This window comes from Enterococcus florum, assembly GCF_004309355.1.
In the GTDB taxonomy this organism is placed as follows: Bacteria; Bacillota; Bacilli; order Lactobacillales; family Enterococcaceae; genus Enterococcus_A; species Enterococcus_A florum.
Window position 1 is genome coordinate 57,347 of the sequence record NZ_BJCC01000001.1, and the last position, 14,265, is coordinate 71,611.

The 14,265-nt window shown below is 41.4% G+C and carries 13 protein-coding genes; 5 read left to right on the forward strand and 8 right to left on the reverse strand.

Features of this window, described 5'->3' with window-relative positions; translation table 11 throughout:
- Nucleotides 1-28: 28 nt before the first annotated feature.
- The gene (locus NRIC_RS00320) at nucleotides 29-481 is read right to left on the reverse strand and encodes a hypothetical protein (RefSeq protein WP_146620697.1); all 453 of its coding nucleotides are present in this window, start codon (nucleotides 479-481) and stop codon (nucleotides 29-31) included.
- Nucleotides 482-664: 183 nt separating this feature from the next.
- Here NRIC_RS00320 and NRIC_RS00325 point away from each other — a divergent pair, with 183 nt between their 5' ends.
- Complete coding sequence (locus tag NRIC_RS00325; protein WP_146620698.1) at nucleotides 665-1,015, forward strand: hypothetical protein; 351 nt, start codon at nucleotides 665-667, stop codon at nucleotides 1,013-1,015.
- 95 nt (nucleotides 1,016-1,110) lie between these two features.
- Here NRIC_RS00325 and NRIC_RS00330 read toward each other — a convergent pair whose 3' ends face one another.
- Complete coding sequence (locus tag NRIC_RS00330) at nucleotides 1,111-2,451, reverse strand: CHAP domain-containing protein (protein WP_146620699.1); 1,341 nt, start codon at nucleotides 2,449-2,451, stop codon at nucleotides 1,111-1,113.
- 318 nt (nucleotides 2,452-2,769) lie between these two features.
- Here NRIC_RS00330 and NRIC_RS00335 point away from each other — a divergent pair, with 318 nt between their 5' ends.
- Nucleotides 2,770-4,197, forward strand: a complete 1,428-nt coding sequence (locus NRIC_RS00335) for an MATE family efflux transporter (RefSeq protein WP_146620700.1) — start codon at nucleotides 2,770-2,772, stop codon at nucleotides 4,195-4,197.
- Between the two features lie 48 nt (nucleotides 4,198-4,245).
- On the opposite strand, the gene NRIC_RS00340 is transcribed toward NRIC_RS00335, so the two are convergent.
- The 5 genes from NRIC_RS00340 to NRIC_RS00360 all read right to left on the reverse strand — a co-directional run bounded on the left by NRIC_RS00340 (nucleotide 4,246) and on the right by NRIC_RS00360 (nucleotide 9,603).
- Nucleotides 4,246-4,527, reverse strand: coding sequence for a metal-sensitive transcriptional regulator (locus tag NRIC_RS00340; protein ID WP_146620701.1), 282 nt, complete (start codon nucleotides 4,525-4,527; stop codon nucleotides 4,246-4,248).
- A gap of 459 nt (nucleotides 4,528-4,986) precedes the next feature.
- A complete protein-coding gene (gene yjfF / locus NRIC_RS00345) occupies nucleotides 4,987-6,009 on the reverse strand; it encodes a galactofuranose ABC transporter, permease protein YjfF (RefSeq protein WP_227873692.1) in 1,023 nt (340 codons plus the stop codon).
- Nucleotides 5,999-7,015: an ABC transporter permease gene (locus tag NRIC_RS00350; protein ID WP_146620702.1), complete on the reverse strand. Its 1,017-nt coding sequence runs from the start codon at nucleotides 7,013-7,015 to the stop codon at nucleotides 5,999-6,001. The genes yjfF and NRIC_RS00350 overlap by 11 nt, the downstream gene beginning before the upstream one ends.
- On the reverse strand, nucleotides 7,015-8,517 hold the full coding sequence (locus NRIC_RS00355; RefSeq protein ID WP_146620703.1) for a sugar ABC transporter ATP-binding protein: 1,503 nt from the start codon (nucleotides 8,515-8,517) through the stop codon (nucleotides 7,015-7,017). The genes NRIC_RS00350 and NRIC_RS00355 overlap by 1 nt, the downstream gene beginning before the upstream one ends.
- A gap of 72 nt (nucleotides 8,518-8,589) precedes the next feature.
- Nucleotides 8,590-9,603: an ABC transporter substrate-binding protein gene (locus NRIC_RS00360; protein WP_146620704.1), complete on the reverse strand. Its 1,014-nt coding sequence runs from the start codon at nucleotides 9,601-9,603 to the stop codon at nucleotides 8,590-8,592.
- A gap of 247 nt (nucleotides 9,604-9,850) precedes the next feature.
- Between NRIC_RS00360 and NRIC_RS00365 the strand changes: the two genes are divergently transcribed.
- Genes NRIC_RS00365 through NRIC_RS00375 form a run of 3 tightly spaced genes read left to right on the forward strand, consistent with a single transcriptional unit; the run spans nucleotide 9,851 to nucleotide 13,831 of the window.
- Entirely contained in the window at nucleotides 9,851-10,819 is a 969-nt protein-coding gene (locus NRIC_RS00365) for an ABC transporter substrate-binding protein (RefSeq protein WP_146620705.1), read from the forward strand.
- Nucleotides 10,820-10,821: 2 nt separating this feature from the next.
- Nucleotides 10,822-12,270 carry a sensor histidine kinase gene (locus NRIC_RS00370; protein ID WP_146620706.1) on the forward strand — a complete coding sequence of 483 codons (1,449 nt, stop codon included), beginning with the start codon at nucleotides 10,822-10,824 and terminating at the stop codon, nucleotides 12,268-12,270.
- Nucleotides 12,263-13,831: a response regulator transcription factor gene (locus tag NRIC_RS00375; protein WP_175579953.1), complete on the forward strand. Its 1,569-nt coding sequence runs from the start codon at nucleotides 12,263-12,265 to the stop codon at nucleotides 13,829-13,831. Before NRIC_RS00370 ends, NRIC_RS00375 begins: the two co-directional genes overlap by 8 nt.
- Before the next feature lie 119 nt (nucleotides 13,832-13,950).
- Here the strand turns inward: NRIC_RS00375 and NRIC_RS00380 are convergent, their stop codons facing one another.
- Nucleotides 13,951-14,217: a type B 50S ribosomal protein L31 gene (locus NRIC_RS00380; protein WP_146620708.1), complete on the reverse strand. Its 267-nt coding sequence runs from the start codon at nucleotides 14,215-14,217 to the stop codon at nucleotides 13,951-13,953.
- Nucleotides 14,218-14,265 lie beyond the last annotated feature (48 nt).

Genomic DNA, 14,265 nt, shown 5'->3' on the forward strand with positions numbered 1-14,265 from the left:
TCATAATACGTTTGATAGTAAAGACTTATCAGTTCTTTTCTTTCAAAAAATTGAAAATAAAGTAGAAAGATACAGAAAGTACGAGTCCCAACAACGCAATAACATAGGCAGGCTGAACAGAGATCCAATAGGTCTCTCTATAAAAGTCGACATCACTTAACCCTGACGGGGACAAACCTGTGGGTCCTAAAATAATCCGAGGAATCATAAAAAAGAAGCTTAAAAACACGATTTGGAGAGATAGAATAACAATTTTCACAAATCTGCTACGACGAGTATACTCAAACAAGACCATTGCCAGTGTCAGCAAAAAGTAAAAGATTGCCAGCGTGCTGAAATTTTTAGCCACTAAGATGCCGTTTCCTCTGATTGGACGGAAAATGCCGATATCCTCCACTGTTGCACCAAACCAAAGAAAAGGAGACGTTAAGAGCGGCGATAGCCAAAACAGTAAATACACATATGTAAGTTTATTCTTCATAAAAGAGTCCTTTCGTTTCATCAAAAACTTCAAAGAAAACGTAGTTAATCTTCTGGCAGTTCTTTGAAAAGAAAATAAGATATTTTTCATTATAATACGAAACAGTCAAAACGTCATTGAAATAACAAAAAAACCAGCATAAAATAACCATATAGAATGATAGAGTCAAGGGAGGTCCTGGCAATGAGCAAACCGATTCTCAAGCAATGTATTTATGTTTTCTTCTTGATTCCTTATATCCATTTGATTTTACTGATTGATTTTCATCTGCATTCCTTGTTTGGATTCATTGTGTCATTGCTTCTTGCAGGAGGAATTGGCTTTTATGCTCGCCGAAACCGTCATATGAAAGGCCTGCTGATTGGAAATCTTTTCAATATTGGTATGTCTTATCTGCTAACGTTTTTAAAAAAGGATCTTTTTTTTCTGCGTCATCTGACTTATCCCTACTTTGTTGTGACTGCACTGATTTTTTTATTTATCATTGCCCAATTAACCGGAAGCTTTTGGGGTTCTTTTTTTCAAAAAAAATAAAACCATTCTCTATGCTGCATCAATCATATACTGTAGCATAGAGTTTTTTTGTACAAAGAAAAGGCCAGTGAATCTTGAATTCACTGACCTTTTTATTAACGATGAATGTATGCTAGTCCTGATGCACTCAATGTTTCTAGATTTGGTCCCATTGGTGTGGCAAAGCCCATTCCACCTTGGGAGATGGTAATTGTATTGTTGGCAGCGTTGTAAGACTCTACGTAAGCCACATGCCCGTATACAGGATCTGCAGTCCAAGACCCGACAGATTGACCACCGGCGAAAACAACGATCGAACCTGCAGCAGGTGTTCCATCCACCTGATAGCCATCGGCTTGCGCAGATCTTCCCCACTGCTCGCCATTGCCCCAATAAGGTCCAGCCCATGGTGCAACCTGTTTCACATACCAAGTACATTGGCCTGGTGCGTACGCATTTGCTTCATTAGAATGATCGATACCGCCACCAGTCACAATGCCCGGTGCTGGAATCGGTTCTGGCGTTGATTGGTTATCCGAGTTGTCCGCTACATCAATAACTGGAGCAGACTCTTGTTTTGAAGAACCATTTTCATTTGCTGGTGCTTCTGGTGTCGCTGTGCTGTTTGAAGACGCTTCAGACGGTTTAGCTGTGTTTTCCTCTGATTTTGTTGTGCTCTCTTGAGCCGCTGCCTCAGCCTTTTTCGCTAATTCAGCTTGACGAGCACTCTCTTCCTGGCGAGCTTTTTCAGCTGCCTGTTGTTCTTTCAAGATTCGAGCTTGTTCTGCTTCAGCCGCTTCTTTTTGTTTATTTAGTTTCGCTTTATCATTTTCAGCAGTTGCTTGTTCAGCCGCTAAATTGGCCTTCAAAACATTTAATTCTGCCTTTTTGTTTGCGATCGCATTTTTTTGTTGATCTAACTGCTGTTGTGTAGCAGTCAATTCAGCAATTTTTTCTTGGTTTTCTTGAACCTTCTCTTCAACTTTTTGCTTGTCTTGCTTTTGCTGCTCTACTAGCTCGTTATTCGCACTAACAATCGTTGATACGGCACGTACACGACCTACCACATCACTAAATGAGTCTGCATCTAGAACAGCGCCAACATAACTAGTGCTTTGTCCATTGACTTGCACATTACGAGCCTGTTTTTGGATCGCTTCTTCACGTTTTGCAATTCGTACTTTCAATGTTGCAATCGTTTCTTGAAGCTGGGACGTTTCTTCATTTAATTGTTGTTGCTGGGATTCAAGCGCGCTGACCTTTGCAGTCACAGTCGCAATTTCTTCTTCTAAAGGACTAATCTGAGCTTGAACATCTGACTGTTGTTCTTTCAAATCATTGATCTTTTGATCTTGTTGATTGATCTGCTGGTCAATGTTGTCTGCAAAAGCAGTACTTGGAATCGCCGCTAGTGTCAAAGAACACACCATTAATGCGGATAATAAACTTTTTTTCAATACTTCTTCCTCCGAATAATTACTTGATTCATAATGATGTTTCAATCATACGCCAAAAGCATTCTATCATAGCGATATGTCATAGAGATAAAAAAAATATTACAAAAAAGTTTCAATAATAAGTAAAATAATAGCAAATTATAGATATCAAACAGTCTTCACGCCATTATATTTTTTAATTCTAACCAAAAACTCATTAAATTAAATTATTATCTTTGTTAGCGCTTTTAATTATTTTTATTTGATGATAATCAACTGCTAGTGCTGTTTGTTTTTCTGCATCTTGATCAAAAAAAGCTGTTTTAAGATGGCATTTCGATGAGATTGACTAAACGATATGAATCGGCTATCCTTAATATACCCCCTACCCCTATGGTCTATTTAAGAAAGGTGATCCCATTGAAACGTTCGACAGAGAAAAAAATCCTAAAATTGGCTATCCCAGCTACAATCGAAAATTTATTACAAACATTAGTAGGTTTTATTGATACCTTGATGGTGTCAAAAATTGGTTTAATGGCAGTTACTGCGGTCGGTGTCGCGAACTCTGCCCTAAATGTCTATTTGGCGATCTTTATAGCGCTCAGTGTTGGGGCCTCTTCTTTGATTGCACGGAATATTGGTGCTGGAACAGTTAAAGAAGCCGCAAAAACTGCTCGTCAGTCTACCGTGCTAGCAGCAGTCATCGGACTGCTTTTCGGACTCGTCACCATTGGCTTTGGCCGCACGATCTTACTTCTCATGGGAGTCAGTAAAGATGTTCTGCACTATGGATTGACTTTCTTTGTCGTTGTAGGCGGCTCTGCCATCTTTCTTTCTTTATTGACTGTTTTTGGCAGTGTTCTTCGCGCCATCGGAGACACGACATCGCCTATGAAAATCAGTATTCTTGTCAACTTAATGAATATAGTGATCGATTATCTATTGATCTTTGGGATTGGTCCCTTTCCAGAGTTGGGAATTTTAGGGACAGCTATCGGAACTGTTCTTTCAAGAATTCTTGGATGCTGTCTACTGTTTAAAAAGATACAGCAGACGGAATTGGCTTTTGAGCGGCACTCTTTGTTCAGAATGAGTGATTATCGACCTTTGATTCAACTATCTATCCCCGCTGCGCTTGAACGATTAGTGATGCGCCTCGGACAAGTGATCTATTTTGGGCTGATCGTTGTGATTGGTGCCAAAACTTTTGCCGCACACTCGATTGCCGGCAATATCGAAAGCTTTGTTTACATGCCCGCATATGGGCTTGCTACAGCCGCAACCACTTTAGTAGGATCGGCTGTTGGTGCAAACCATTTTTCAGAAGCAAACCGGATCGCCTATCTCGCAGCAAAGTTCGGAGTGCTGTTTATGAGCGGCTTAGGAGTCATTCTTTTCTTTGGTTCGCCGCTTTTTGCTCGTTTGTTTACACAGGATAGTGCTGCTATTCAACAAATCATCGTCGCTTTGCGGATCGATGCTTTTAATCAGCCTGGTTTAGCCATTAGTTTGATCACTACAGGGTCGCTGCAAGGAATGGGAGATACAAAAACACCGTTATACAGTACGATCGTTGGCATGTGGGGAATCAGAATCGTGGGTGTGGTTGTTTTTGGACAGGTTTTAGGTTGGGGGATTGCCGGAATATGGCTCTCGATTGGCATCGATCTCTATACCCGTTCTCTTTATTTGGTTTATCGTTTCCATAAAAAGAGTAAAAACTTTGTCCGAGAAGAACGAGTGCTTGATAAAGTATCTGCTTAACGTCACAAAAAAAGTTGACGAATTCTGGCAACACCTTCGTCAACTGTTTTAATTCATTCGATTGTATTGTTTGATGACCTTCTGCAGCTTTTTCATTTCATTGTCCAATGACTCTCCATCAGCAACATTCATCAACGAATGGTCCGCCTGTGCCTCCAGCAGCAGTTTGCTGATCGTTTGGATAGCGGAACGGGCCGAATTTAACTGAATGATGATTTCATCATACGGCTGTTCTTCAACGATCATCTTTTTGATCCCGCCCAGCTGTCCTTCAATTCGATTGATCCGCTTTACCAGAGCACCAGTTTCATGGTTTGGCAAATGACTCATCCTGCACCTCTTTTCATTCGATCTTTTCTTTTTAATAATAGCTTTATTTCACAAGTAACGTCAACCAAAAGTTGAAATTGACAGTTTAAAGAGGCGCTTTTCAGCTAGAGAAGACCTCTGTGTAATGGTGGTAAAAGACCAAAAAGGGCATCTCCTAATTGAGAAATCTGTTAAACATTGTCTGATGACTGTTTTTATTACTCTCCAGCGTTGCCGTCTTTGAGACCGTATTGTGTGTTTTACGAAAATTTTGTGACAACTGATATTGCACAAACCGCGACCCAGATATTTGTATCGAACTTCCTTCATATTCCTGCTCACGATGAACACCTTTGCCTCTGACTATGCATTTTCTGTCACTCGGAAACGCTCGGGACTTGAGCCTGTAAGCTGGGCGAACAAAAAAACGAGCGTCCCAATCAGGGAACTCGTTAGCAGCTATACAATCATTTCATTCAATTACACCACTACATCAACCTGCTCTTCCACACCCTCCTCTTTTGGTTTCCTTTTGGCTTTAGTTCGTTTGTCGCGGTTGACGATCGCCACTTGCATTACGATACATAGAAGCATCAGTAAGCCGACAAAAATCTTTGTCCACCATGAGCTGAGCGTGCCTTGAAAATCGACCATCGTCCGAATCACACCCGTAATCAAGACACCAATGACCGGTCCGATCAGAGAACCGACACCGCCTGTCAGCAATACACCACCGATTACACAGGCTGCGATCGCATCCATTTCTAGGCCTTGAGCATGCAATCCATAACCTGATAATGTGTAAAAGCTGAACATGACGCCCGCTAATGAAGAAGCAAAGCCGCTTAATGAATAAATCATTATTTTTGTTCGACCCACGGACAATCCCATCAGCATTGCTGATTGCATATTCCCACCCATTGCATAGACCGTACGACCGAATTGCGTATATTTTGATAGATAGATACAAACAAGAACGAAAAGAATCGCGATCAACACATTGAGAGAAATAAAGTAGCCCGGCAACAAATAGACTTTAAATTGCGAGAGTTCGTAAAAAGTATCGTTTGTGATCGGAATCGACTCGATTGAAATCAGGTAGCACACCCCACGAGCAAAGAACATTCCAGCAAGTGTAACAATCCATGGATGCATTCTGAAATACTGGATCAGGAAGCCTTGGACTGTGCCAAAGACCGCACCGACAACCAAACAAAGAGCAATCACTAGAAAGGCATTCATTCCACTTTTTAGTAAGGCAGCTGCGATCATCGAGGTCATAGCAATCACTGCACCGACGGACAAATCAATACCGCCAGTCAAAATAGGGAAACAAATCCCGCAGGCTAATACGATCAAATGAGCATTATTGATGAACAGATTTAAAACGACTCGTAAGGATAAAAAGCTGGGATACATAATGGATCCGGCTAAAAACAAGAGCAAGAAAATCCCGATAGAAGCCAGCAATGGAACATTCAGATTACCAATTTTAATTTTCAACAGAGACACCCGCTTTCCGTTTCTGCTTCATTGCTGTCGACCACTCCTTCATTCGCTCTGAAGAAAGCAGTACGACAAAGATGACTACGATCGCTTTGACCACCATAATCGTTTCTGAAGGAATTCCAAAGGTAAAAATCGTCGTACTCAACGTCTGGATGAATAGAGCACCGACCACTGTTCCGCCGAGATAGAATTTCCCACCATCCATTGAGGTTCCACCTAATACAACAGCCAAAATCGCATCCAGTTCCAGCATTAAACCATTATTATTTCCATCGGCACTGGAGACATTTGCACTATCCATCATTCCGCTCAAGGCTGCCAGCACTCCGCAGATGATGTAGCAGATCCATAAAACTTGGCGCGTATTGATTCCCGCATAACGAGCAGATTGTTCATTGATCCCGACTGATTCGATCGATAAACCTAATGAAGTCCTTCTAGTTAGCAGATAGACAAAGAGAACGATCAAACCCATCAAGATTGTCGGGAATGGCAATCCTAAGAAATACCCACGGCCAATAAAAGAATAGGAGGTTTTACCCAATGTTAAAATCTCACCGCCGGAAATAATCTGCGCGAATCCGCGACCAACCGTCATTAAAATTAGCGTAGCGATCATTGGCTGAATGTTCAGCTTGGCTACTAGGAAGCCATTCCACAAACCGCATAAGCAACCGATCAACAATCCAGAAGCAATCGCCGCCACGACTGGCGTTCCGATCGTCAGCAAGTAGGCAGCGACCATTGCTCCTAGTGCATTGACCGATCCGACTGAGATATCGATCCCACGACTGGCGATCACTAGACACATCCCGATGGAGACGATCACTAGAGAAGCTCCACGGTTCAGTACGTCAATCATACTGCCATACAAATGTCCGTTATTGATTGACAGTTTGAAAAAGTTCGGTGAAAAGATCAGGTTGAACAGCAAAATCAGCAGTAACCCGACGACCGCCCATAACTCTTTACGCTTTAACAATCCTTTGAGTTTTTCCATCAAAATACCTCCCCAGCAATAGCACTCATAATATTATTTTCAGAAATGGCTTCTTCGGTTAATTCAGCTACTGAAAGACGATCCCTCAACACGATGATTCGATCACAGCAGCGAACCATTTCTTCGTATTCGGAAGAGATGAATAGAATCGACATACCTTTTCTGGAAAGAGATAGGATCAGACTCTCGATCTCTCGTTTAGAACCGATGTCGATACCCCTGGTGGGCTCATCTAAGATCAAGAGCTTCGGCTTTGTTACCAGCCAACGAGCCAACAAAACCTTTTGCTGATTCCCACCGGAAAGTTCGCCTACTTTTTTATCTGCATCCGGTGTTTTGATATTCAGCAGGTCAATATATTGTTCGGCGATTTCTTGTTGTTCCTTGAAGCCGATTCGTTTCCAACCGTGTTTTGCCTGTAGGGAAACAATGATATTTTCACGGATACTCAGATCGGCTAAAATTCCAGAAACTTTGCGATCTTCAGAACAAAAACCGATATTTTCTTTGATTGCCTTTTGCGGAAACATTTTTTTGATATGGTTGTTGTCGATATAGAGCACCCCATCATCAAATTCCTGCGCACCAAACAACAGCTCGGCAACTTCACTTCGACCAGATCCTAATAAGCCTGCTAGACCAAGAACTTCTCCCTCGCGTATATTCATGGAGAAATCGCTAATCACTCCTTTTTTGGTCACTTCCTTCATTTGGACAAAAGTCGTTTGCGGATATTCGTTCGATTTTCTAAAAGCTCGTGAATTTTCATCTTTGAATTCTTGTCCAATCATTTTCGTAACCAAATCGATCTGAGACAATTCACTTGCTAAATATTCACCGATCCAACGACCATTCCGCAACACCGTGATGCGATCAGATATCGCGTACACTTGATCTAAAAAGTGAGTAACAAATAATATTGCCATGCCATTTTTTTTCAACTCGCGAATGATTCCAAATAATTGCTCAACCTCATTACCGTCCAAACTAGATGTTGGTTCATCTAAAATCAAAACACCTGATGACATATCTACTGCTCGTGCGATCGCGATCATCTGCTGGATCGATACGGAGTAGCTATCCAATGTTTGTGTGACATCCACATCGATTTTCAATGTTTCCAATAATTTCTTCGCGTCAAGATTCATCTTTTTCCAATCGATCTTGCCTAGCTTTTTCGGTTGGCGACCGATATAGATATTTTCTGCGACCGTCAAATTCGGACACAAGTTGATTTCCTGATAGACCGTACTGATACCTGCCTCCTGTGCTTCTTGTGGTGTTTGTGGTTCGATCGTTTCTCCATTCAACGAGATTGTACCGCTGGTTTTGGGATAAACACCTGTCATCACTTTGATCATTGTTGATTTTCCAGCGCCGTTTTCTCCCATCAAGGCATGTACTTCGCCCTTGCGGAGATTGATCTTTACACTATCTAATGCCTTCACTCCAGGGAATTCTTTTGAGATACGCTCTAGGGAAAGAACGATTTCATTTTCCATTGAGATTCCTCCTATTCACACTGTTTCGATAGTTGAAAAAGGAATAGAGGGACCTCTATTCCTTTAATAGTATTAGTAAGGTCGTGGTAAGTTTTCTTTTGCGTTCTTACTATCAAAGATGCCGTTTTCAACAAATACTTCTTTTTTCACTTTTTCGCCCTTCGCCAATTTCTTCGCTGTTTCAATGATATCCTCACCGTAAAGCGGGCTACATTCTACGACACAATTGATTTTTCCATCGACGACTTGTTCTAGTGCGTCATTGGTTCCATCAAATGAAATAACTGTGATATCTTTACCCGGTACTTTTCCGACTTCTTCGATCGCTTGGATCGCACCCATAGCCATGTCATCGTTTTCAGAGAATAGGACATCGATGTTGTCGCCGTTAGATTTCATGAAGGCTTCCATGACTTCTTTACCTTCAGCACGAGTGAAGTTGCCTGATTGCTGTTCAATAATTTCCCAGTTTTTGTGCTTTTCTACACCTTCAGTGATCCCGGCTGTCCGACCAACTTGTGCAGAAGATCCAGTCGTTCCTTGCAGATGTGCGATGTTCAAAGGTTCGCTTTCCTTACCATCTGCCTTCATCTGATCTTCTAACCATTTGATTCCACGCTCGCCTTCATCTTTCGAATCCGTTCCGATCCAGGCATTGTACAAATCATCGATCTTCTTGCCTTTCATCTTACGGTCTACGATCAAAACAGGAATGTTTGCATCTTTTGCTTCTGTTAAGACTGTTTCCCACCCTGTTTCTACCACGGGCGCTACCGCGATCACATCGACACCTTGTTGAATGAAATTACGAATTGCTGAGATTTGATTTTCCTGTTTTTGCTGCGCGTCAGAAAATTTTAAGGTGACTTCTGGATCATTTTCCGCTGCATCTTGAACTGATTTTGTATTGGCCGTCCGCCATTGGCTCTCTGCCCCCAACTGAGAAAAACCAATCGTGATTTTTTCATCTTTTCCTTTTTTCGTACCTGAGTCCTCAGAGGCCTCTCCTCCGCCGCCGCACCCGGTTAACAATGTACCAAGGATCGTAAGTGACAAAAACACGCTGACCAATTTTTTCTTCTTCATGCATTTTCCCTCGCTTTTCTTTTGATGAGTCAATCATATAACGAGTTTGAAAACGCTACCACGAATCATTTATGGAGATTTTCTTTAAATTATTCAGCAGATTTCACCGACCTAAGAAATGATTCAAAAAGCACCTTGATTATTTTTAGGGAGTGTCTATAAATATTTTCGATACGCTATCTTTGGTTTATTTTTTTTCATACAATATAAATAGGAAATGATTGGGACATGAGGAGGAACCGAAAAAATGAAAAGGGTTTCGTTTTTAGTGTTAGTGCTTTTACTTTTGACTGGCTGTTCTGGAAGAAACTCCAACTCAGAGAAAGAAAAAAAACAGTATGTAATCGGCTTCTCACAGATCGGTGCAGAAAGTTCTTGGCGGGAACGCAACACCCAATCGGTCTTAGAAGCTGGCAAAAAAGCGAACTATAAGATCATTTACGAAAATGCGAATCAAAGTCAGGTGGAACAGATCAAAGATGTCCGTTCCTTCATCGCCTCACGTGTGGACTTGATTATTCTAACCCCGATCGTGGAAACAGGCTGGAGACATGTTTTGGAAGAAGCCGCTGATGCTAATATCCCTGTAGTCATCAGTGATCGATTGGTTTCAAAGGAAGATGCGTACCTATTCAAGACATTCGTTGGGCCGGACGTTCCGATCCAAGGAATCCAAACGGCCGACTTCTTAAAGAAGAAATTTAAAGACGCTCCGGCACCGATCAATGTCGTCGAGATCCAAGGCAGTGTAGATGCCTCGCCCGCAATCAGCCGACACGAGGGGCTAGTTGAAGGATTGAAGGATGATCCGCGTTTTAAAATTGTCGCTTCAGTTCATGGAGATTTTATGCTCTCAAAAGGTCGAGAAGCCATTAAAAATGTAGCAAAATCTCATGATCTCAAACAAGTGGATGTGATTTATTGCCACAATGATGATATGGCAGATGGCGTTGTTTCTTATTTAGAAGAAACCGACATCAAACCAGGCAGGGATATCACGATTTGCAGCGTTGATGGTCAGCAAAGCGCGATCGATCTGTTGAAAGCCGGAAAAATCAATTGCGTGATCGAATGTGATCCCAACATGGGAGAAAAACTCTTTCAAGTCGTCACTGCAATATTGGATGAAAAAGATGTTCCAAAAGAAAATTTCACGACAGGGCGCGTGTTCTCCGAATATTCCGATTTAACGAATATCGAGGAGCGAGGATATTGATCATGAAGCGGATAAGTATCGGAAACACTTTAGATTATCATTATAAGCTGGTGATCCTCTTAGCCATTATGCCGATGGTTCTGATCAGTATTTTTTTTATGGTGAACATTTTTCAATATCGACAGTCAATTGAGAATATTAATGATGTCAACAAGCTCAATTCTGAAATGGCGGTAAAAATCGATAATTCGGTCTTTTATTTGATCACCGGCAAGCCGACAAAAATGCAGGATCCGACAGAGGTGATCTTGCATTATCAAAAAGAATTAGATAAATTGAAGGACAGTTCTTCGTCTTTCGATCAGCAGCAAACATTAGATGTGGCTATACGTATTTTGGATACCGATCTGCATTATGTGAATACCATCAAAAAGAATATCAAGGTGGAAAAGCCGGTCAGAGACAGCGAAGCGATTCTCGTTGAGATCCGAAACGTTAATGTTCTATTAAAGGATACACTGCAAGAATTTGTAACCGGTGAAATCAATCTTTCCAATAAGAAGAGCAATCAAATTTTTCAAACCATTATCATTTTGATATTTTTAGAAATTTGCTTAGTAATCGTCCTTGTCATCATTATCAGTCGAAATAAAAAGAACTTAAATGCGCGAATAAAAGTCCCGATGGATAAACTTTTGACCTCACTTTCTGAAGTTTCGAAAGGAAACTTGAACACTCAAGTAGAAAGCTCTGAGATCGTTGAATTCGATATTTTATCCTCTGAAGTCAATCAGATGACGACGCAGATCAAAGCCTTGTTAGAGCAAAACGATCGTAAACAACAAGCGATCGCAAAAGCTGAATTAAGAGCATTGCAAGCCCAAATCACTCCACATTTTATTTATAACAGTCTAGATGCGATCATTACCTTGTCTGAGTTAGATGAGCCTGAACGTGTAGTCGAAACAACTTTAGCTCTGTCGAATTTCTTTAAGCTGACTCTAAACAACGGCAACGATTGGGTTACAGTCCAACAAGAGATCGAACATGTCAAAAGCTATCTGCAAATTTTAAAAACACGCTACGGGTCGATCATGGAGTACGAAATCACGATCGATCCAAAAATCGAGACAGTCAAAATGCTCAAAATGATTCTGCAGCCAATCGTAGAAAATGCGATGTATCATGGGATCAAGCACAGTCGTCGACGCGGACTGATCCAAGTCAATGGCAGCCAACAGGACCAGCGTTTAGTTTTTGAAGTCACAGACAATGGTGTGGGGATGTCTCCTCAGCAAATTGAAACGTTACAAAAGAATATCCGAGAACTGGATCCTACCGGTGTATCAGGTGGGTATGGACTATATAATATTTATCGCAGATTGCGTCTTTATTTTGGCGAGACCGCTGAGCTGAAACTGGCAAGTCAAGAAAATCAAGGAACGATCGTTACGATTATTTTGCCGCTTCAAACAGATGCCTTTCAAGAAATGGGGAACGAAGATGCTTAAAGTGTTTATTGCAGAAGATGAAGAAATCATTCGCTTATCCTTGCGCAAACAACTCGCTAAATTGGAAAAAGAAGGCGAGGTTCAATTTGTCGGCGAAGCCAGTGACGGGGACATGGCTCTTTCCATGATGCAGGAATTAAAACCGGATTTACTTTTGACAGATATTCGGATGCCCTTCATGAACGGATTAGACCTTGCTCGTTACGCCAAAGAAATGCTGCCATGGCTTCACGTAATCATCATCAGCGGCTATGATAATTTTGCTTATTCCCAAGAAGCCATCACCATCGGTGTCGATTCCTATATCACCAAACCCGTGACTACGAACGAGCTGACCAGCGCCATCATGGCCTCACAAAAGCAGATCCAACAAGAGCTCGAACGGCAAAAACAGCCAGACCAAAAAAATAAAATACTGCACTTCGAATACTATAAGGAACATTTTTTCCATCATTTAGAAAAAAGCGGCTACAAACCTAGTGAATTAATTGAACGACAGGAAAAACTCAACTTCAACTTATTAGGACAATATCTAACCGCGCTTTACGTCAAACTACCGCAACAGCATTTGAATGAGCAAAACTATCAACACTTGATCCTGCGTTTCCATGAAATCTTCGGCTCCGATAAAAGTGTTCTGTCAGTCATCTATGATACGCTGACGATCAAGGGGCTAGTAAGCGGTCCAACAGAAGCAAAATCCATGGACAAGGCCTATTATGCTGCTGATATTTTACAATATGAACTTCAAAGCATCGAGGAATCCGCCTTTGTCATTGCGATTGGCAATACCTCCAATCGCCTGACGGAGCTTCGCAATCATTTGCTTGTCACGCAGCAATTTGCCATCGACAACCTTGAACCATTCAGCGGAAAAATTATTCGGCTTGCAGACTCAGCTAACATTGAAGACGCGAGATTTGTTTTGCCCGATAAAACTTTGCTTAATCTCAATCAGGATTTTCAAGTAACAGAATCAATCAGTGCAATTTTACAAGGTTTAGAAACGGAAAAAGGCTTCTCTTCCTCCTACGCCTATCAAGTTGCCCAATACTTGATGAATTTCTTGAAAAAGCTAGATACTAACCAAGGAAAAAAAATCTTGGCAGAATATCAAGAATCCGACCTCGTCTTGATCAGTAATACCCCTTCCGTCTACCGCCTCCTGCTGGAAGTCCTGCTGACAGCGATCAAGAATGGGGTAAAAGAAAAAAGTTATCAGAAAAAGGAACAAGAGCATCCAGTGGTTACCGCTGTGTACAAAGAAATTTTGGAAAATTATTCAGATCCAAATTTATCTCTACAAGCCGCTGCCGATAATGCTAGTGTCAGCCTGACCTATCTAAGTACTCTTTTCTCTCAAACAAAAGGGAAAACCTTTATCGATGCGCTAACAGAGATTCGGCTAAATCACGCCAAAGAACTATTAAAGGAAACCGACCTGCTGATCACTGCGATTGCCTTTGAGATTGGCTATAATGATCCAAATTATTTCAGCTACCTCTTCAAGAAAAAAGTTGGTGTTTCCCCAAAAGCTTTTCGCATGGAGCAAAATAAATAAGCACAGGAAGAATACCTTCTTCTTGTGCTTATGTCCTATTCATGAATCAATTTCCATCACATTCAAAAAACGAGCCTCCCATAATAGGAAGCTCGTTAAAGTCTGTTTGAACAGAATCTTTATTTTTCCTCTGCGTTGGCGTCTTTGAGACCGTATTTCTTGTTGAAACGATCGACACGTCCGTCTGCCTGAGTGAATTTTTGACGTCCAGTATAGAATGGATGAGAATCGGAAGTAACTTCGACACGGATTACCGGGTACGTATTTCCATCTTCCCATTCAACAGTTTCTTGTGAATACTTAGTAGAACCAGACAAGAATTTGAAACCTGTTGTTGAGTCCATAAATACAACTGGATGATATTCTGGATGAATTCCTTGTTTCATAGTTTTTTTCGCTCCTTTGCCCTGAATCATTTGCTGAAACAGAGTTAT

What these genes read in the sequence shown, in the direction of transcription:
- NRIC_RS00320 (WP_146620697.1), bottom strand. Translation starts at nt 481, where the DNA reads ATGAAGAATAAACTTACATATGTGTATTTACTGTTTTGGCTATCGCCG.
- NRIC_RS00325 (WP_146620698.1), top strand. Translation starts at nt 665, where the DNA reads ATGAGCAAACCGATTCTCAAGCAATGTATTTATGTTTTCTTCTTGATT.
- NRIC_RS00335 (WP_146620700.1), top strand. Translation starts at nt 2,770, where the DNA reads ATGAGATTGACTAAACGATATGAATCGGCTATCCTTAATATACCCCCT.
- NRIC_RS00340 (WP_146620701.1), bottom strand. Translation starts at nt 4,527, where the DNA reads ATGAGTCATTTGCCAAACCATGAAACTGGTGCTCTGGTAAAGCGGATC.
- NRIC_RS00350 (WP_146620702.1), bottom strand. Translation starts at nt 7,015, where the DNA reads ATGGAAAAACTCAAAGGATTGTTAAAGCGTAAAGAGTTATGGGCGGTC.
- NRIC_RS00355 (WP_146620703.1), bottom strand. Translation starts at nt 8,517, where the DNA reads ATGGAAAATGAAATCGTTCTTTCCCTAGAGCGTATCTCAAAAGAATTC.
- NRIC_RS00360 (WP_146620704.1), bottom strand. Translation starts at nt 9,603, where the DNA reads ATGAAGAAGAAAAAATTGGTCAGCGTGTTTTTGTCACTTACGATCCTT.
- NRIC_RS00365 (WP_146620705.1), top strand. Translation starts at nt 9,851, where the DNA reads ATGAAAAGGGTTTCGTTTTTAGTGTTAGTGCTTTTACTTTTGACTGGC.
- NRIC_RS00370 (WP_146620706.1), top strand. Translation starts at nt 10,822, where the DNA reads ATGAAGCGGATAAGTATCGGAAACACTTTAGATTATCATTATAAGCTG.
- NRIC_RS00375 (WP_175579953.1), top strand. Translation starts at nt 12,263, where the DNA reads ATGCTTAAAGTGTTTATTGCAGAAGATGAAGAAATCATTCGCTTATCC.
- NRIC_RS00380 (WP_146620708.1), bottom strand. Translation starts at nt 14,217, where the DNA reads ATGAAACAAGGAATTCATCCAGAATATCATCCAGTTGTATTTATGGAC.